The organism is Aureisphaera galaxeae, from assembly GCF_028561275.1.
GTDB classification, from domain to species: domain Bacteria; phylum Bacteroidota; class Bacteroidia; order Flavobacteriales; family Flavobacteriaceae; genus Aureisphaera; species Aureisphaera galaxeae.
In genome coordinates this window covers 930,905-952,154 of record NZ_JAQQTF010000004.1, presented here as the reverse complement: position 1 = coordinate 952,154, position 21,250 = coordinate 930,905, and the positions used below count along the sequence as shown (strand labels likewise).

Annotated in this window: 12 protein-coding genes; 10 read left to right on the top strand and 2 right to left on the bottom strand. The window is 40.6% G+C overall.

Annotation, left to right across the window (positions count from 1 at the left end):
* Positions 1-3: 3 nt before the first annotated feature.
* Positions 4-1,635, bottom strand: a complete 1,632-nt coding sequence (locus POV27_RS09600) for an FAD-binding oxidoreductase (protein WP_272862537.1) — start codon at positions 1,633-1,635, stop codon at positions 4-6.
* A gap of 215 nt (positions 1,636-1,850) precedes the next feature.
* Here POV27_RS09600 and POV27_RS09595 point away from each other — a divergent pair, with 215 nt between their 5' ends.
* From POV27_RS09595 to POV27_RS09550, 10 genes are all read left to right on the top strand, one after another.
* The gene (locus POV27_RS09595; protein WP_272862536.1) at positions 1,851-2,258 is read left to right on the top strand and encodes a DUF2541 family protein; all 408 of its coding nucleotides are present in this window, start codon (positions 1,851-1,853) and stop codon (positions 2,256-2,258) included.
* A 137-nt stretch (positions 2,259-2,395) separates the two neighbouring features.
* Positions 2,396-3,283, top strand: coding sequence for a YEATS-associated helix-containing protein (locus POV27_RS09590; RefSeq protein WP_272862535.1), 888 nt, complete (start codon positions 2,396-2,398; stop codon positions 3,281-3,283).
* A gap of 111 nt (positions 3,284-3,394) precedes the next feature.
* Positions 3,395-3,529 (top strand): hypothetical protein, encoded by a 135-nt coding sequence (locus POV27_RS09585; protein ID WP_272862534.1) that lies wholly within the window; start codon positions 3,395-3,397, stop codon positions 3,527-3,529.
* A gap of 513 nt (positions 3,530-4,042) precedes the next feature.
* Entirely contained in the window at positions 4,043-6,562 is a 2,520-nt protein-coding gene (locus POV27_RS09580; RefSeq protein ID WP_272862533.1) for a pyruvate formate lyase family protein, read from the top strand.
* Positions 6,552-8,546 carry a Dyp-type peroxidase gene (locus POV27_RS09575; protein WP_272862532.1) on the top strand — a complete coding sequence of 665 codons (1,995 nt, stop codon included), beginning with the start codon at positions 6,552-6,554 and terminating at the stop codon, positions 8,544-8,546. The genes POV27_RS09580 and POV27_RS09575 overlap by 11 nt, the downstream gene beginning before the upstream one ends.
* Positions 8,547-8,556: 10 nt before the next feature.
* Positions 8,557-10,407 carry a phospholipase D-like domain-containing protein gene (locus POV27_RS09570; protein WP_272862531.1) on the top strand — a complete coding sequence of 617 codons (1,851 nt, stop codon included), beginning with the start codon at positions 8,557-8,559 and terminating at the stop codon, positions 10,405-10,407.
* Positions 10,408-10,455: 48 nt separating this feature from the next.
* Positions 10,456-12,489: a gluzincin family metallopeptidase gene (locus tag POV27_RS09565; RefSeq protein ID WP_272862530.1), complete on the top strand. Its 2,034-nt coding sequence runs from the start codon at positions 10,456-10,458 to the stop codon at positions 12,487-12,489.
* A gap of 20 nt (positions 12,490-12,509) precedes the next feature.
* On the top strand, positions 12,510-14,048 hold the full coding sequence (locus POV27_RS09560) for an MBL fold metallo-hydrolase (protein WP_272862529.1): 1,539 nt from the start codon (positions 12,510-12,512) through the stop codon (positions 14,046-14,048).
* 37 nt (positions 14,049-14,085) lie between these two features.
* Positions 14,086-17,268, top strand: a complete 3,183-nt coding sequence (locus POV27_RS09555; RefSeq protein WP_272862528.1) for a DEAD/DEAH box helicase — start codon at positions 14,086-14,088, stop codon at positions 17,266-17,268.
* 430 nt (positions 17,269-17,698) lie between these two features.
* Positions 17,699-19,972 (top strand): hypothetical protein, encoded by a 2,274-nt coding sequence (locus POV27_RS09550; RefSeq protein ID WP_272862527.1) that lies wholly within the window; start codon positions 17,699-17,701, stop codon positions 19,970-19,972.
* 96 nt (positions 19,973-20,068) lie between these two features.
* Here the strand turns inward: POV27_RS09550 and POV27_RS09545 are convergent, their stop codons facing one another.
* Positions 20,069-21,217 (bottom strand): acyltransferase family protein, encoded by a 1,149-nt coding sequence (locus POV27_RS09545; protein ID WP_272862526.1) that lies wholly within the window; start codon positions 21,215-21,217, stop codon positions 20,069-20,071.
* Between the last annotated feature and the right edge of the window lie 33 nt (positions 21,218-21,250).

Genomic DNA, 21,250 nt, shown 5'->3' with positions numbered 1-21,250 from the left:
CATCTATAGAGGTGGCCAAGGCGGGATGCTCATTTCGAAATTAAAGAAATTACCTTCATCGTATCTGGCTTTAAGAACCCTAAGGGTGTTCAGATGCTTTTCTCCGTAGTATATGGCAAGTAGCTCTAGGCGACCTTCTGGAGTATGTGGGTCATCAACTAGTGATTGGTCAATAAAATTGATGAATGCCCCTTCAATTTGTGGTAAGAGGTGTTTCCTGAAATCCTCTACCCATTTTACATAGACTTTATTTCTAGTTTCATTGGTAAAAGCATTTCCAGCATCATCCCACCAACACTGTATTTGCAACATATAGGGTTTTTCATAAAAGGCGAATACCCGGCTCTCCGGATGCTGAGTAACAGCGCCTCCAAGGCAATGAAAACTCATATATTGACTTACATCCGAATAGTAACAAGTACGCCCTAAATATTCGTAGATGCTGTCTATAAGGGTATCGTGCTCCTGATTATTTTTTGCCTTTGGAAAGCCCGATGTCACTTTATGCGGATGTGGTCTATCGCAAGTGGAGGTAGGTGCTTCTGGAAGCACCTTGTAGCCTCTATCGCCACAACTGGAGGTTTTGTAGTCAAAGTGATCCATAGTAGAGGTTGGGTTTATGAAATCTGCCACTTTCGCCTGGTGGTGGGCTAGGAGAGAAGCTCCTTCTTTATCACTTTTGGATCGTTTACCTGCCGGAATCTCATAACGGGTCTCCGCTAACTGTACAAAATCCTTTTCATCCGGAATAAGACTGCCGAAGTATTTCCTTAGTAAATCCAATAAATCTGCTTTCGATCCATAGAATTGACCTCCCATACGCGAATGCACCGCACTTAGGTGTCCATCGGGCAATAGGACATTCTCTGGATTGGCTACCATCATTCCACAAGCAGTGGATAATGCTGGATCCAACTCGTCCAGGTTTGCATGCAAATGGGCCCATCGTTTCAAAACTAATTTTACATCATCAGGCTTTTGCCATAAAAGGGCAAAGGATGTCATTACGGGGACAAGACTTGCCAATTTAAACTTGAATTTGGTAATGACTCCAAAGTTTCCGCCACCACTGCCTTTAATGGCCCAAAATAAATCTGACAATTCCTTGTGCGAGGGATATACAATTTCGCCACTGGCCAATACCATTTCGCATTCTGTGATTGAATCACAAGTCATTCCTAGTTTTCGAATGGAAAGCCCCCATCCACCACCTTGTGTAAGCCCTCCTACGTTTACCGATTGACAACCACCTCCCGGAATGATCTGACTTCTAGCCTCTAATTCTTCATATACCTTTCCTAATTGCTTTCCGACGGGGATCCAAGCTTCCTCGTCGCCTATGTATTCAATCGAGTCCATTTTAGAAAGGTCAATAATCATGACCCCATTTCCAGAACACATGCCTTCATGTTGATGACCTCCAGAGCGTATTCTAAAATCCAATCCATGATCTCTGCAATAGGTAAGGCACCATTGCACATGTTCTGCATGTTCACAATAAGCAATGTATTTGGGCATATGACCGAAGCGTGTATTCGAAATTACCCGGGCATAATGATATAGTGGTGAGTCCATATCTATGATCCTAAGATCTTCTGGGGCGCTGCCAATAGAATTTGTAGTCTTCACATCCATGGGAATAACTGTTTAGTGCGCACATGCGCTAGTTAACGGGGAAAGAAAGGCGATCTAGAATAAAATGAATCTCGTCTCTACTTCTAAAGATACAAAATGTTTGTTGTAAGTGTTTGATAGTATGTGTTATACGGAATTAGATTAAACCTTTTGCACTAATGGAAGTCCAAACCATAGCACGAACAAAAATCATTAACACTTAAAGTATTATTGAAATGAAAAAATTTGGAACATTTATTATCGCGGCTTTTATGTTGGTTGGACTATCAAGTTTTGATACTCCCGCCGAGACTTTAGTAAAAGATTGGGTACGTATAGGTACTAAGAAAGTAGATTATAAATTGGACAGGGATGTCATGCATGTTGGACTGGACGATGGTCGCTTCAAAAAACTGAAGTTGATGGTATCCAACGGAAACCTGAATATGCATCGTATGGTAGTTCACTATGCGAACGGATCGAAGCAGGAAATTGAGTTAAGGCATAATTTCAGTAGAAAGAGTACTTCCCGAGTAATCGATCTAAAGGGGAACAAGCGTATTATTAAGAAGATTGTCTTTATATACGATACCAAAAATGCTTCTAAACGTAAAGCCAAGCTTCACGTATTTGGGAAGCACTGATTTTAGATTCAGAATTCAGATAAAAAGACTGTCTTTATAGGCGGTCTTTTTTTTGTCTAAGGCAATATACCCTGTAGTGGGTATTCTATGACTTCGTGGTAAGTATTACTATTGAATATTCATAAAAAGTTATAGATATGAAAAGTTCAAACAAATCCTTATTGATATTAGTTGTGCTACTATGCATGGGTTTTCAATTCAATTCTTTACATGCTAAAGAAGTGGATTCACTTAAACAAGAACGGAAGGATACGCTATGTGGTAAAGCAGATGAACGGATTAAGAAAGTTGAATTTGAGGATAAAGTGAATTTACTGGAAGCGGAAGAGGAATGGATCGAAATGATGAATGGGCAAGTTAGTTCGTTTCAAAAGTGGATTGAAGATGAAGAATTTGAAAAGCAACTATTAGAATATAATTCAAAAATAAAGGAAAGGCACACCAAGACCATTAAAACCATACAAGATGATAAGACAAGTACGATTCTCGAAGCGTACAAGCAAACCGATGATAAGATTGAAGATATAGAAGAGAGAGATGAGGAATTAACGAAACTAAAAGCACCCGATTATCAACTTATCATTTTCATTATCATACTAGCAGGGGTTATAGGCGGGATTGCTCGAACGAATTGGCCAAAGCTTAAAATTATTAAAGAAGAAGTAGAGGAGGTAAAAGAAACGCTTACTGCGGTCAACTCGGGCATAACCATAGCCAATGCCGATGCATTAAAAACAGAAATGGATGATACCATTAAAAAGATGAATCAGGCTATTTTGGATATTGAAGCGACGATAGCTTCTAATACAGAGAAATCGAAGACCTTAGGTGCAAGTATACTTTTCGGGATTATCGCATCTTCCATTTCTATTTTGGCCTTGACCTTAACCGAAAGCAAGGTGCTGGAGTTCGAAAAAGCTACCGATTACTTCGTACTATGGGCGTGGTGTGTATTGGGAGCCATATTTTCAAAGAAATGGATTGAAATACTCTACGGAAGATTAGAGAATCTGGTGAGGAAATAGTATTGTACTATCCAATAAAACTATTAAAACGAAGAGCCCGCCTATTGGTGGGCTTTTTACTTATTCTAAGATAGTGTAATTAAAACGGCATAGATTTACTACATTAACACCATGGAATCACTTTTCGAATTTTTTAGCACCCCGATAGGGATGGCAATCATTACGGCAGGAGTTCCCGTGTTATTTGGACTCATTTACTTACTTGCCAAAAACTATAAGGATTCTCAAGACCGAATGGATTTATAAATCCTCCATTTAAGTTCACTACCAAGAAAACATAAACTTCAAAAATATACCCGGTAAAGGGTATTACGCTGCCTTTGTTTAGCCACTACTTTTATTTTGATATTGGAAGACACCTAAGAAGCTGAAAACTAAGGTTTCTTGTTAGAAGAAGGAATATGATTGCGACACATTGAATTTTGACGAGTCGAGCATTTCTTCATATCCCTGAATACTTCCCAACGCAGGTGTCCATAACATTATCCCCTTTGTATTGATAACAAACTTTATGTGCCATACGATTTGTGTGAACCCGATGTATTGAAGAAAGCGATCTGTAGTTGGCTTATTCATTTTACTGAAAGCTCTAGGAAGAATTGCTAGTCCATCCCCCAATTTCTGTTCAATGCAGGTTCTTATGAATTCATGGCAGTATGGGGTCTTTTCGAAAATGATAAGACCCGCCCCATGGCTAGATACGCCCAAGTATCAATGCCTGGGAGCGTATGTGTTAATAGTAAACCAATTTTATATCCAATGCATAAAAATATCCTTTCATTCTGGCGAGCCATGGAGAACCTTCCCGATGGCGACAGGGATAAACCCTCACCTCGTATTTGTGTCCTTCTACAAGAAATGTTTGAAAAATGGCATTCCAAACCTCCGTGGTTGGACAAAGATCAATTCGGTCACCTCTTCGATCATTACAAGGACGATGACGATATACGATCACTTTCGGTTATGGAAAGAAAGGGATTGGCCATTCAGAAAACACTCGAACTCATAACGAGGGATCCATTTATTTACAAAGGTGAAACCATGCAAATTCATCCTTTGGAATTGATTGTGGGAACGCTTCCACCATACTCTGTGGGTCAAGGCAAGGAATTGATGCGCTATTTGAATGACGAGGAAAGCCTGTACTGGGAAACCCATTATTTAAACGAATGGTCCCCATTTGGGCATACTGTACCCAATCATCAAATCATATTGGAAAAGGGAACTTCGGGCATTATTGAAATGTGTCAGGTGTACATGGAAAAACATCCTGAAAAGAAAGCCTTTTATACTGCCATCATATCGGCGATGAAAGGAATAAATCATTATGCAAATTCCTATGCAGATCGATGCGATGCGATTAAGCTCACCTTCGAGGCTGGTTCGCTCGAATATGAAAATATGTCCAAAGTATCCGAACGGCTTAGAAAGGTTCCTGCAGAACCTGCAGAGACCTTTGCCGAAGCCCTTCAATGCATTCATATAATGCATTGCGCCCTTCATTTTACTGGGGAGATCGTTCCTTTGGGAAGGCTGGATCAGTTGCTGAATCCATATTACGAGGCCGATTTGGACAAAGGAGCTATTACCAAAGAGGAAGCACAGGAATATATCGATGCATTTTGGATAAAGCTGGATGAAAAGGTCATTCTTAATAGACGCTTTGCCGAGGATAGATTTACTTCTTCAGATGGAGCCCTTCTGGGAAGTGGTGCCGCCAGTAATTTTGATCAAGGAGCACTTCTCAATCAATGGATGCAGCAGGTAACCATAGGAGGATGTATAGCCAATGACGCTGAAGACTTCGAAGATGCTTGTAATGATATTACTAAATTCTGTTTGGAAGCTTCTCGAAGATTACCCCTTAATAGCCCAACGCTCGATCTAAGGGTGCACAGTAAAACACCTAAAGAGATCATTAAACTAGCTGCAGAAACCATCATGAGTGGCGGGGCACACCCAGTGCTTTTGAATGATGAACGTATTATCCCTTCCCTGCATACGAAAACGGGAGGGAATGTGGAGCTGGCAAGTGCAAGAAACTATGCCTGCGATGGATGCTATGAAACCCTATTCGCGGGGGAAACCGAGTTTAGTTTTGGATTTGTTCCTGCATTGGATGCCCTTGAAAAAGCATTGAATGAAGGAGCAGGAATTGCTTTCGCGGGTAGTACCTACCTAAGAGGGACGAAGGGAAGCTACCGAACGGCTTCGGCTTCGGAGATAAAGAGTTTCGATTCATTTTATGAAATATTAAAAACCCATATTGGTATTGGGGCACATAAGTTTTTCAATGGAATTCTTTCACAATATGGAATTAAGGAGAATGTTAGTCCTTCTCCATTACTTTCGGCCATGATTTCTGGTTGTATGGAATCCGGTCGGGATATCTCGGGAGGTGGAGCCAAATACAAGCTCTTTTCACCCTTAATGACAGGGATCAGTACTGCTACGGATTCACTTAGGGTCATAAAGAACCTTGTGTTCGAAAAACAATTCATGACCCTAGAGGAATTAGTGAGTTGTTTGCGATCCAATTGGGGACAAAACCCAGAAATCGTTGGGCTTAAGCTTACAAAAGAGCGTATTGAAGAAATAAGAAATGCCTGTCTTGCAGAGCCAAAATTTGGATTCGGAAATGAGGAAGTAGATGAATTGGCATGGAAGCTTATTGAAGATTTCTACGAAGAGCTTGACAAAGCCAGAACATCACCTATGCATGAAGAGCAGTGGGAAACATTGCGGGAAAAGTATGGATCTGAAGAATTTCCTTTCGAAATATTATTTGCTCCAGGGGTTGGAACCTTCGAACAGTATGTGTTTAGTGGAAGCTTCGTCGGAGCCACTCCAGACGGTCGTTTTGGCATGGATCCTATAGCTTCGGACATGTCTCCTGCTCCTAGACATAGTGATTATGATCCCTTACACCCAGAAAACAATGCTATTCAGGTTCCAAATACGACCTTGGATGTAGCCCTTAACTCATATAAAGACAAGCGAATCGATTTGCTTTCGGATGGAGCTCCCGCTGATTTTAATATTCCTGAGGATTTCCCACTTCCCAAGTTGGAAGAGGCCATTCAGAAATTCGCCAATGGAGAAGGGGGTAATATCATAACGATTACTGTAGCAAGTCCAGAGACATTCCAAGCTGCCAAGGAAAACCCAGACGATCATAACCTCCTACGTGTTAGAATGGGAGGATGGACCGAGTTTTTTATCACACTTTTTCCAAATCATCAAAATCAACATCAAAGAAGACCACAATATGGACACTAAGACGAAACAAAAAATCCTGCCCACGCCGCTTCCTTTCTATGAAGGTGAATTTCAAAGTGGGATAAGTGATCCTAGGTATCCCTTACACCCAGGGATTGATCTAGAAGACCCATCTAAATATGAAAGATATAAGGGTATTGTAGACAAACAAAAATGCTGCGCTATTCTTAGAGGAGACGTATTATGCGATAACGCAGAGGAATTGCAAGTGCTTTTAAAGGTGATCTCAGATTATAGTCACCGTTCTATGCTGAAGGCTCCTTCAAAAAACAATCTGTTGCCATTGGATGAATCCAAGGTTCCCGATACCTATCGAGTTACCGTAACCGTAGGATTTGGTGCTTCTTTGTTCGTAGATCCTACTGGATTCGACCGTTTTGGTATACGGGGACAACGTCCAAAATACTTAAAGCCCATGCCGGCTTTTCCAGGGGATTCTAAGGATTTCAATCCGTCCGAGGATCAGTCGGACTTAATCTTCATCGTAGCCAGCGATAGTATGTATGTAAACGTAAGTATTGCTAGGTATTTCGCTCAGTATATCAACAGGGATTGTAGAAAAATTCTGAAAACGGATGATACGAAGAGCTACTTTAAGGTGCATTCTGTAGAACAAGGGTTTAGTAGGCCAGACGAGCGGGAATTCCTTCGCTTTAATGATGGTATCGACAATTTACGGTCCGGGATAGATCTTGAAAAGTTGGTGTTTGTCGATAATAACGATGCAGAACCCGATTGGTGCTTTAACGGTAGTTATATGGTATATAGGAAGATCCGTGAAAACATGCCGGTGTGGGAGGCTTTCCATGATAAAAAGCAAAGTGAAATGATTGGTCGGGATAAGAAAACGAGTATGCCTTTGTCACGAGATAAAACAGGTATTGCCAATCTAACACCTGTATACCCAGACCCCAAAGATGAAAGGGACGGCAAACTGAATGCCCATATACGAAAAGTACAACCCAGAAGGCCTACTCCAGATCTTTTCGGTATTAACGACTTAGACAGACGATTTCTACGCAGGCCATATCCATTTTTTGATGGGGTGGACGAAACCGGAAAATCCGTGAACGGTCTGCATTTTATTGCATACATGAAAAGCATTCAGCAGCAGTTTGAGCATGTTACCAATATGTGGCAAATGAATGAGGACTTTCCAGTACCCGGAACGGGCATGGATGCGCTGTATTCTAAAGGAGTACTTGAGACGATTAGTGGAGGATATTATTTCTGTCCACCAGCTCCTAAGGATAAGGAAGATTATTTAGGTTCTGGGCTGTTTAAGAGTTTCGAGCAAAAACCTTATAAGATCCCTGATTATGTATACGGTTTCGGGATTACATTCATTGATATTGATGAAACCGTCTTTAGAACCTTCGCAAGGGTAAAAGTGATTAAAGATGGGGAGATCGTGCGTGAACTGGATAACCAACAATTTAATACCTACGAATTGGCCGATGGGGAAGATTATGATTTTGGAGAGTTTAAGAATGCTGAGATATTTAACGAGCAATCCAAACCCATTCCTTCAATACTCACACGAGTTCGGGAAATTATTCATCGCGTTACCAGTAAATCGGAGGGAAGCAGGGTAGTTTTCCTAACGGCAAGAAGCGATTTCGATGACAAGCAACTGTTCCTAAACACATTCAGAAGGTATGGTATCGATATGGATTCCGAACGAGTATATGTAGAAAGATCCGGTAACGATACCGAAAATATATCTGTAGCTGCCAAAAAGCGAAAGGTGGTACTTAAATATTTGGATGAAGGGGTATACAGGAGGGTTCGACTCATTGACGATAATAAAGAGAATCTTGAGGAATTCCTCGCCATTGCCGAAGACATTCCCCAAACGATTCTAGACAAAGTAAAGGAAAATCATGGTTTGGGAGATGAGGTTGCTCACCCGATCAATTTCAAAGCCTACATAGTGACCCATGAAGGAAAAATGGAAGATTATCCACTAACATCAACTGATTAAAACACTAATTATGAGATTAACAAAATCGAATGCGGAAATTTCCGTGAAGGTCATAGCAGGATTGGAAGTGGTCCTTTTCGGGCTTAACATTCCAGAAGCAGATAAGGACCGATTGTTAGGATTTAAAATTCAAAAGAAAGTCGGGAATGGCTATATCCTATTGAGTGATGGTAGAAAGTTTGCCAATTCTCAAGATTCCATAATTCAAGATTTCCTGTGGGGGGATTACAGTGTAGATCCAAATACTACTTATACGTATAAGATCAATGCTGTATATGGAACCCCTAATAACACAGAGGAAAGCGAGACCATACAGTTACAAGTGACTACAGAAAATCCAAAGGATCATGAACATGCGGTGTTCTTTAATAGGGGAGTCGCGGGCAGTCAAGCCTATAGCAAGAAGTTTAAAAAGTATAGAAAATGGTATAAGACAGAAGCACTGGAAGAGGACAGTTCGAAAATTAGATACAAACAGTTCATTAAACCAGAAGATGTTCCTAATGGAGAAGCGTATAAATGGCTATCACGCGGATTGGAAGAAGCCTTAATAGATTTCATTGGGAAAGCGAAGGACAAATCCTATTCCATACGAGCTTCTTTGTATGAGTTGTCCTACGTTCCTGCCGCTCAAGCCTTTGTTGATGCATTAGAGAGAGGGGTGGATGTTAAGATCATCCATCATGCAAAGCGCAAGACCTCCTATAAAATGAGCAGAAACTCTAATGCGAAGACCACTATAAACTATACAGATGGCACCAAAGACCTAACATTTAGTGGGGAATTAAAGAAACTAAGGGTGCCCGAAGGTATTACTACGACAGCAATGAAAACAATTGCAAAAGTAGGCGTAACAGATCCTAAGCATTGGCGTGCCTTTAGTAAGATGCTCATTCAAAGGACAAACACCACCATTTCCCATAACAAGTTTATTCTTCTTCTTAAGGATGGAAAACCTGTAGAATTGTGGACGGGTTCTACAAATATCACTTATGGTGGGATTTTTGGACAGTCCAACATTGGGCATATAGTGCGTGATGAGGCCATAGCACAGAAATATTTGGAGTATTGGAACAAACTATCTGAAGATCCTATCAAAACCAAGCGGGGAAGTGATCCAAATTTAACTGCAATGAAAAATTGGATTGCCGAGAACAACCCTAACCTAGATGATATTCCACCCAACAGTATCCACGCCATATTTAGTCCGCGAAAGGATTTGGATATGTTACAGTGGTATGCAGATCAAATAAACAAGGCGAAGGAATCGGTGTTCTTTACGGCTGCCTTTTCTATGGATGATAAGCTATTGAACGTTTTAAAGAACAATAGCGCATCTGCTCAAGGAGCTTTTCAACGGTATTTGTTATTGGAGGGAATAACCGGCTTAATGCGAGATAAATATCCGTTGCTCAGGCAATCCGGTCAGAATAGAATTGCCTATGGGGCCCAATTGAAGCGGAGAAAAGGAATAGAACATACCGATGTGGCTATAGAAACCTTAACCGGCTTAAACGATCACGTAAACTACATCCATACCAAGTATCTATTGGTAGATGCGCTATCCGATGATCCTGTTGTGATAAGTGGTTCGGCGAATTTCAGTGAAGCTTCTACAAAGGATAATGATGAAAACATGCTGATCATACGCGGTAATACGCGAATCGCAGATATGTTTATTTGTGACTTTATGAGACTCTTTAATCATTTTAAGAGAAGAAACGATTCTAACAAACTAACGGATGCACAGTATTTGGCACATGACCATTTGGATCCTGGCTCTCAATGGGTAGTGCCTTACTTCACAGCCGACGATCAATTAGAGCAGCAAAGATTGTTGTTTGGAACTGATGTGGTTTAGGATTCATGGGAAATCATTTGCCCGATTATGCACTTAAACAAATAACTCATGAGTATTAAAGATAGCAAGATACCAGTATCCCCCCCACCATTTAGAAGACTAAGGGTATTAGCATTTGATCCTAGTTTGGCCATTCAGCTAGATACAGCCGAAATGAATCAACTTACTTTGGAGATTCCTTGGGAAACTCCATTAGATCCAGGTCCTATTGGCGAATATGTTGAGGTGATAGATTATGATCCTGGGAGTGGGTTTTTCTATGAACCGGTAGATCTGGAAGATCCAAATATTATTGCCCGCGATGGGCTCACCCCATCAGAATCCAATCCTCAATTTCATCAGCAAATGGTGTACGCAGTCGCTATGTCCACCATTCGCCAGTTTGAAAGGGCCTTGGGTAGGGTTGCCTTTTGGGCGGACAGAACGGTGCGATTGGAAGATGGTTCTTATATCAACAAGTTCGTTAGAAGATTACGAATATATCCACATGCACTAAGGCAGCAGAATGCATATTATAGTCCGCCGAAAAAATCCTTGATGTTCGGATATTTTCCCGTAACAGCAAAGGATGCATACAATTCGCCGGGAACGCTTGTTTTTACCTGCTTATCCCACGATATCATAGCACATGAAGTAACCCATGCATTATTGGATGGAGTACATCCCAGATTTAATGATTCAACCAATCCAGATGTACATGCTTTTCACGAAGCATTCGCCGATATCGTTGCCTTATTTCAACATTTTTCATATCCCCAAGTGTTAGAAAGCCAAATTAAGAACACACGGGGTAATCTTGAAACGGAGAGTTTACTTGGGCAACTCGCTCAGGAATTTGGAAGGGCCACAGGAAGGGGAAGTGCACTTCGGGATGCCTTAGGTTCTATAAATCCCGAGTCTGGAGAATGGGAGTTTAAAAAGGCCGATCCGCATGCTTATGAAACGATCATGCAACCTCATGCACGCGGTTCTATCTTAGTGGCAGCTGTATTTAGGGCTTTTCTGTTGGTATACTCCAAGAACACGGAGGACCTTTTTAGAATCGTAACTCATGGTACTGGGACGCTTCCAGAAGGAGATATTCACCCCGATCTTACCAAGCGATTGTCTATAGAAGCTGCGGAGGCCGCAGATAGGATACTCCAAATGTGCATTCGGGCCATCGACTATTGTCCTCCTGTAGGAGTTACTTTTGGAGACTTTCTTCGCGGAGTAATTACGGCCGATATAGATTTTGCACCTCAAGATGATACCTATCGTATTGTATTCATACAGAGCTTTCGCGAATGGGGTATAAAACCACGTCAAGTAACCAGCATGGGAATGGATGCTTTGAAATGGCCCTCTGCCGAAGAATTAATGCGTAACAAGGTATCGGAACATTACAAGGATCAGGATTATACAGAATATGTGTATAAGTCTACTGCGGCTCGCAGAAGAAGACAAAAACTCGTAGACAATATTAAGGACAGTAATTTTTTGGATTCCATATCTGCCTGGGATTTGGGAAGTGACAGATACGATGTATGGAAAAACCTTAGAAAGCTACGATCCCAGATTCACGAATGGTTTGAGCAGGACAAACAAAGAAAAATAAGCATGGAGGATAGCGAATTATTTGGACTTGTCTTAGGGTATGATAAAGTGCCAAAAACTGTGAAAATGAAAAAGGGAACTCCTACGGTAGAGGTTCATTCTGCACGTCCTACGGTTCGAAAAACATTTGCCGGTAGTTATGCAACAGATATCGTTATTGAAATTACCCAGAAGCGAATGGGATTTTTCGATGAAAAGGTGCAGGTAAAAATGGACGAAGAAGGGCCATCTGAGGGAACAGTTCCAGATTTTATTTACAGAGCTGGGTGTACGATTATCATCGATACGACCACCAAAGACATTAGAAGGGTTATTTGTACTCCAGGGAATATTACAAATAATGAAGAGTTAGACCGATTGCGCAAATTTATTCAAGGAGAGTATGGTGTTATAGGTAATTCTTTTGATGCTGGATATGCAGAGCACCTCTCTCATATGAATAACAATTTTAGGGATGAACCATTTGCTCTTCTTCATCAACAATAATAAACATCAAATAAAGTATTATGCCTAAATTAATTCCACCACAAGACGGTGTTTCCGTTCGAATGTATCGCATAGGCCACGGAGATTGCTTTCTTATAGCTATTCCCCGTGAAAACGAAAATCAGCCCTATTATATTCTAATCGATTGTGGAGCAAAGAACGGTTCGAGAAAGTTCCTTCCCAATAAGGATATAAAGGCTATTATAGATCAGTTAGCAGAAGCGACAGGAAAGATAATAGATTTGGTTATAGTTACCCATGAGCACGAAGATCATGTAAATGCATTTTGGAAGAAGAGGAGTCCATACTTTAAGGATTTTACCATTAAAGAAGCTTGGTTTGCCTGGACCGAAAATCCCGCAGACGAACTGGCCAATAAATTAAGGCAAACCCATAAAGATCAACTTTTGCAGTTGGTTGAGAGTCGTGATAAACTAGGAATGATGCTGAAAGAGGAAAATAGCACCCTAGAGCGTCTCGATGATCTTTTGGGAATGGAGTTTGGCAATACCAATGACCAAGTGCTATCGGTAGATGAATTGAGAGGGCTCGTGGAAGATCCTTCAAAGTCATCCAACAAACAAGCTATGAAATATGTGAAGGATAAAGCACAAGAAAATAAAGGGGTGCGATATCTAAATCCTGGGGAAGTAGTGAATCTCGATGAAACCAGAGTTATGCAAAAGACAAATGGTAATGGTACCCAACAGGTAAAGGCTTATATACTGGGACCACCTAGGGATGAAAAATTACTATTGGATGAGGATCCCAGGGCCAATGAAGGTTTTCAAACGCACAAAGCACATATGTTTTCATTCAACAATGCCGTAACAACAGAAGACAATACCTCACCCTTCCGAAGGGAATTTCGAATTAACAATGAGGACGCCTTTGGCCACGGGTTCTTCAAGGAATATTATGGAAAGGAAGATATTTTGGACATAGAGGATCACGATCAGAAGGAGACTTTCAGTAATGCACCATGGAGACGCATCGACGAGGAATGGCTTTACATAGCAGAATCGATGGCATTAAAACTGAATGACGGTATAAACAATACAAGCCTTGTTGTTGCTTTCGAATTACCTGGCAGTAAGAAAGTACTTCTATTTGGAGGAGATGCCCAAAGAGGAAGTTGGGTATCTTGGAATGACCATAGTTTTAGTGAAGAGGGTACTTCCAAGACAGCCAAAGAGATTTTAGGCCAAACGGTTCTCTATAAGGCATGTCACCACGGAAGTCATAATGCCACATTGAATGGTAAAATTGATGACGATCACCCTAATATTAGTTGGTTAGGCGTTGGTAAGTTTTCCAACGAGTTCACTACTATGATTCCAGCGGCGAGCAAATGGGCAAACTCTAAAAGTAAACCCTGGAGACATCCTTTGCCTACCATTAAGGAGGCATTGGTAAAGAAAAGCCAGGGAAGGGTATTTCAAACCAATGAAAGTAATTTGAAGAAACCCGAAAACATCTCGGATACCGAATGGAAACGATTTATTGACAGGACAGAGATAGATGACCTTTATTTTGATTATCAGATTTTCGACAGGTAATGATTTCCTTTTAAACAATAAACTCCTCAAATAAGACATGCCAAGAAATACCATAAAATCTAAAGACTATACCGCCGTATATAACGAACTTTGGGATTTTCAACAGGAGGCAACCGAACGGGTTTTTGATTATGTTGAAGCTTACACGAATGACGTAACCGATGAATCCGCCCTAGTAGCCATGCCTACTGGAAGTGGAAAAACAGCTATTATAGCAGCGCTTGCGCGATGTACGAAGATAAAAGGTGCAATACTGGTCGTTAGCCCTAGGGTTGCTGTTTCCACACAGATAAGAAATCAGATAGGGGATAGATCGGATACTTCCATTTCAGCGAACTCGAAGAACTTTTTCCAGAAAATAGACGTAGACATCAGCGAAAGAAAGGTCTGCGATTATTCCAAACCACTGGATCATTACCTCAAAGAAAACCCCAAAGGAACCCCATTTGTACTGGTTTGTACCATTCAAAAGATACAAGTAGCCAGTAAACACAAGGAAGAATACCAAAAATTATTGGATAACGTATCCCTTGTAATTTTTGATGAAGGCCATTACGAACCCGCTACTTCATGGAGTCACACTATTAGGGCCTTTAACGTGCCGCGCATCATATTTACCGCAACCCCATTCCGTAACGACCTTAAAAGTTTCGATATAGATTGGGACCTTTCGTATATAGCGTCTTATAATAAGATTGTAAACAAGGGGTATATACGACATATTGAGATTTTCGATCTCGGAAAAGCGGATTCTGCAGAGGCATTTGTAATGGATGTTATCGATCATTATAAAGTGAAAATAGGGGATGAACTTTCCAATAAGAATAAGATTATCATCAATTGCGATAATCGCTATTCCATAATGGAAATGGCAAAAACCCTGCAGGCACTGAAAGTGGATTTCATAGCGATACATGAGGCTTTCGACTCAGGATTTGTTGACGCTCTAAAAGATGAAAGTCTCAAAGATAGATTAGTAAGGAAAGTACCCGAAGATCCACAGCGTCCCAATGCCCCCGTAGTTTGGATCCACCAATACAAACTGTTGGAAGGTATTGATGACCCCTCTTTTCGTGTCCTTGCGGTATATGAACCCTTGCGTAATACAAGATCACTGGTACAGCAAATAGGAAGAATTATTAGAAATCCTGAAAGGAAGGAAGAAAGAGCTTTTGTATTCAATTATACAGATGAGAATTACCTATCGGAATGGAAGGGGTTTTTGTATGCAGAAGATGAAGGATATAACCAAAAGAGTTTTGTGGAAAACGCTTTCGAGCTTATTAATGAAAATATGCCGGATCAAATGTATCTGGAGGGCAGGTTCCGTTCTAAATTAAATATGGAAACTTTCAGCCTCATATCTCCTTTGGAAATAAATAATGTAGTTCAACTACCTTTAAAAGTGAATTTTTTTGAGCGCCTGAATAATTTTAACCTTGACCGGTATTGTATAAATGGAATAGAAAAGCAACTCAGGGAGGATGATAGAATTTACTCCAGTTATCATATAGACTCCAATACACGGATATACCTCTATATTTCCATTTCAAATTCAGGGTTTCTAAAGGAGCGTTATTTTCCCGTAATCTCAAATGATGTAATTCTTATAAAAGCCTTTCCTGAGTACATCGCCTATTACACCAGTTCTGGGAAAGTTCCATTGGGTAAAAGTCTATTGGGTATCGGAATGGGGGTAAACCCCAAACGCCTAAAACGTATTTTTTCGGAAGATGATAAGACCAATCTTATCCGTGTTTCGCTTAATAATTCTGCCATGGGATCACGTGAATTGCGGTCGCATAGTTTTCAGGCACCTTCTATCGAGAAATCGACTCCCTTTCTTAACGACTTCACGCATTACATAACATCTGCCTTCGGATCGTATATTGGTAAGAAGACCTATAAAAATTACAAACGAGAGCCTGAAGGGGATGGAACCGTGCAATTACGTACCTATGTGGGTTTTAAAAATGGTAGGATTACCCAATCCGAATCTAAGTACGTTTCATTGAATGAATACCTCGCCTGGTTGGATTACTTAATAGATCGAATTTCAGACGTTAACAATGTTCCTGTGACAACTTTTGATAGGTACGCCAATGAAAAGTTGAATGTAATTGATGAAGTTCCTAGAAATATCCTTTTGGACTTATTTGATATTGAAGAACAGAAAGAAGGAGTTTCCATTTATGACATCGAAGATAAATGTTTGCCTATCAAGAAGTATAAGGGCATTTATTTTTTCAAGCTTAGACTAAATGAGACAGAATATCGAATCGAAATAGCTTTCGACAAGGAAGTGAAGAAGTTCATGCTGAAAGCACCACAGCTGGAACTAAACGCCATTATACATGATAGGGCTAATTCTCAAACTTCCAGTATAATTCGACAGCTGAATGAACATCAAGCCTTCCGAATTTTAACCGAGAAGCATTACTTATATGCTAATGGTTTTTTCTACAAAACCTCCTTGCGTTATGGACGTCAACTGAATGAACGAAATTTTACCTTAAAAAAGATCATTCATGGAATAGATGCCTTGAGCTGGTGTACTTCCGAAAAAGGGATTAAAAATGGAAAAGATGATAATTCGTGGCAAGAGAAGTCCATTTTCAACCTAATTGATACGTTCGGCGAAAAAACCGAACTAGCAAAACATTTCGGTACGAAAATAGATCTATTGGTGTGCGATGATATGGGCACCGAGTGCGCGGACTTCATAGCAATTACCGATGATAACCGGCTTATTTTCATTCACGCAAAAGGGAAGGGCAACAAACCAACACAGGCTACCCAAGGTTACGGAGCCACTCAGGTGAGTGAAGTTTGTAATCAAGCCATTAAGAATATTCAATACATATCCATGTTCGATACCAAGAAACCCAAACACCTTGATCGATGGGCGAAAGAATATTCTTGGCAATACAAAAATGAAAAACAGGGGATCGACTTCAAAATAAGGAATAGGATTCGGCGTAATACAACGGGTTATACGGACGACAAGGCCTGGGATGCCATTGAAGCCCTTAAACTGAATCCCAACGCTCAAAAAGAGGTTTGGGCCGTTATCGGAGGTTCCTTTTCGAAGGATCGTTTTATTAAGGAATTAACGAAAGATAATCCGAATGCCGAAGTAATACAGGCCGCACTTATTCTTAAAAACACGCTTGCTGCCATAGGGTCCTTAGGAGCAAGTTTTAAGGTGTTTTGTCATTAAAAAGTACATCTACCACAAAAAATAATAGTGATATACCCAAAAAGGGTTTTTCCTATATTAAAATAAGGTCAATACTCCTTAATATCTGATATTCAGTTTCTTATATTTGTATTAACCTAACAGCACAATACCTAAACCCGCTTACTATTTGGGTATGTAAAAGGAGTTTATGAAACGTTTTAAAAGGTTTCTATAGATAAGATTACGAATCTACTAGCCATCTCTTATCTACTCATCACCTTATCTCCTCCATCTTCAGAATTCTTTCGTGTGTTAGGCCGAACAACTATATCGTATCAGCCCAAAAAAGCGCGTATGTAGCATGAATGCTATGTATGGGCACTGCTTGTATACGTAGTAGAACAACATGGAGGAAGCCGAAAATCCACTTCAGAAGAAAAGAGTAAGCGATAAACTTAAAACCACAATCATGGAAAAAAAATCTAAGAATCCACCTTTGCGATTCAAAGTTCAACTGTCGTACGAACAGCTCCCACAAGTAGAATTGGACCTCGTGGGGTTTCTATTCGACTGTCGCGGAAGATTGTTGCAGCGTCAGTTTGCAAAAGATCTAGAACTCGTCTTCGACTTAAGTAAAGATCAGCGCGTACAGCGCACCGAGGACCTAAGGCTTTTTGTAGCACCAACCACCGACAAGCGAATCCTAGCTGTTACCAATTTGGAGGAGATGGACAATTACAAGGCCTATGAACCCATAATGACTGCGCTTCAAGACGATAGCATCGTACGCGTAGCTCCCATTCCAGAATTCCTTACACAGTTCTGGCTTTACTGTAAATGTCGTGTAAAAGGTAAATTGTCCAAATGGGTAAACATGGGCAATGTATGGGAAAACAAACCAGTATGTAATGCAAGGGTACATATTTGTGAAGTAGATCCCATTATCTTTTGGATCCGTAAAATTCCGGATCATATTATCGCAAGAGTTCCTGAAGCCATTTTAAAACCGGAGAGAATTAGACCTATACCAAGGCCCATTCCCGATCCACCGCCCTTTGAACGCATGGCCCTTTCAACCTCAACACCACCTCCTGTCGAAAATATGTTCGATACACTTTCAGTAGAGGAAAAAAGAGCTAAGGTCACCGAACAACTTCCGGAATTAAGTACTGCAATCAAACAAAATTTAGCCACAGGAAACCTTAATACCATTCGGGAAACCATAGTGGCTAATTATGCGGTATTTCATCCTTGGTTCTGCCTTTGGCCATGGTGGTGGCCCTACTTCTATAAGTGTAAGGAGTTGGCTGTTGTAAAAACCAATGCCAATGGTAGATTCGATACTACAATTACCTATAATTGTTTTGGAGATAAGCCGGATATCTACATTTGGGTAGAATACTTCATCAATGGAGAGTGGACCACTGTATATAAACCACCAATTCCATGTTATACCTACTGGAATTATAATTGTGGTAGCGATATTAACATTCAGATTACCGATCCACGGGTACCAGCAGATTGTTGCTGTGACTGTGGTATTGGGGGCGAATTGGTATTCGTAAGAACCATTAGTAAAGGTACCAGTGTTTCCCATATAGAACAGGATAGTGTGTTGTTGCCACCGCCGGGTCAAACGGTACCGTACGATCGTATTGGTTTAACTGACGCATCGGCCTTTGGAGATGTGTGGCCTATGACAACTACGGTAGATGATTACAAGCGACCCTTTGGAGGAACTCCTTCCATATATATGGGCTTTGGTAGTGATTTGCCAAACAACGGAATCTACTACTACAGATGGAGTTATCGTAAGAAAACCGATGCAGATCTTACACCAGTTGGGGATTCCTATAAGCCAGTTCCACCTACAGGAGGAGCCGTACACAAGGGATACGATTTTCAATTTTTGGACTCGAACAATGATGTACAGATCGGAGCCAACAGTGTGAAATTGGGACCATTTAGTGTAGGAGGGAATGACAATCTATATATCATCCCACCACAGCAACCAACGATGGCGCCATTTAATGTCCCCGAGGACAGTCCGCTTTGGCACGAACAAACATACAATATGAGAACCATTGCATTCGATTCTACCACCTTGGGTGGAGATGGATTGTATGAATTTAAATTGGAGCTGTTTGATCAAGCTGGAAATCTTCTGAGCAATATCCCAAGGGATACCTTTAAGATTCCGCAGCATAACAATGCAGGTTTAAGTCGTAATGCACCGGATCAGTACTTGGAAGATCCGACAGGAAATGTAATTTCTGGGGGAACTGCGGATGCTTACAATATGTTGATGCGATTTGACAACGAAAGTTGTGATGCCGACATCTTTACTATCAATGTAAATGGTTCGCCAGCATCCCTAGACTGCTGTGGTTTTGTAAACTACAAACCCAATGGTATAGAAGCTACCCTTGAGATCACTTTTGAAGCTACGCACCCTAATGATTTTGCGGTGTTCAGCTTTGGTGTGGTAAAAGGAACCTGCGGAGGTGTAGGCAATGCCAATGCGCACGGAATGGTAATAGATAGCGCTATGGGTTATACCTTGAGCGGAGGTATCTACAGCAAGAATTTTACACCTTCCGAATTATTGGGTGAATGCTATGACGATGGGGAAGGAAAAGCCGCGTTTGGGCAAAACCTTAATGTCTATACTATGGCTACAAATGGATGGAGCCGAGTGAAACGTGATGCCCATAGAAGCGCAGCTTTTGCATTAGAACCTTAAGAACGGTATATCGAAACCGAAGTAGTTAGAACAGTAAGCCCGTAAGTGTTTTGTTTACGGGCTTCTTTATTAGACGTCCTCTGCATAATTGATCCTCTAACTATTTGGAGGTGTCTTTTTCTGTTTTTTCAATCCAAAGACTGGGTGTAATAATGGAATTCTCAGAATAATAAGATCATAAATCATCCAGCTGATCAAGAAGGTACCTAAGGTCATGAGCCCTGCCTTGATAAAGAAATTCCATTCCAAATTCATAAGATAAAAGCCCAAGGCAATAGTAATCGTTTGGTGTAGGATATAAAAAGGATACACCGCGCGATTCGCATAACTTAATTGACGACTGGGTTTATTGAGATATTGTGCTGCATAACCAAACAATACCAGTATCCACGACCAAAGATTAATAATCTTCAAGGCGCCTTCTCCTAAATGTTGAGGCCAATCATCGGCTTCAATAAATAACCATCTAAGGATTAAAAGTGTAAATGAAATGATTCCTAAGATCAAGGCTTTCTTTTTAATGCGCTCTAAAGATTCCCAAAAGACATTTCCTGTGGCAATCAGCACAAAGCCATAGAAAAACAAAATAATATAAAACGAGATCGTAAACCAATCGCCAATAAGAGCGTGGGTAGTAGGGAAGAAGGGTTCAACAAATACTTCAACCAAAAAAAGTGGAATGATAAAAATATAGAAACCGAAAGGTTTCGAAATTACTTTTTTGATCCATTCTACAAAACGTGTTTTGTTTCGTTTCAAATAGATGAATAGAGGAGATAAAACCAAAGAAAAGAGAAATAGATAAGGTAAAAACCATAAGTGGTGCCAGGTGATATTCCCTTCTGGATAAGGACCTCCGGCAAAAGAAGCCGTAGTATAGTACTCCCAATAGGATCCTACAAATTCGCCCGTTGTTAATCGCTCAAAGTATACCTGTGGAGGAACAATGATCAACATTCCGAATAACAAAGGAACTCCCAAACGCAGATAACGCTCTAAATTGAATTGCCCCAGATTCCTTTTTGATAGTGCGAAATATGTTCCCATTCCAGATATAACAAATAAGATGGGAAGGCGCCACTGATTTAAAAAGATCATCGGCCAACGTAACCAATCATAGATTATATTGTTCTTGATATGCCAGTCCCAAGGAACAAAGAACATCCCTACATGATATAAAATTAATAGTCCAAATACCAGTACCCGTAACCAGTCTAAATCGTGTCTTCTAATTGTTTTTTGCATGATGAATTATTTTTCGACAAAATTGAGATGTGC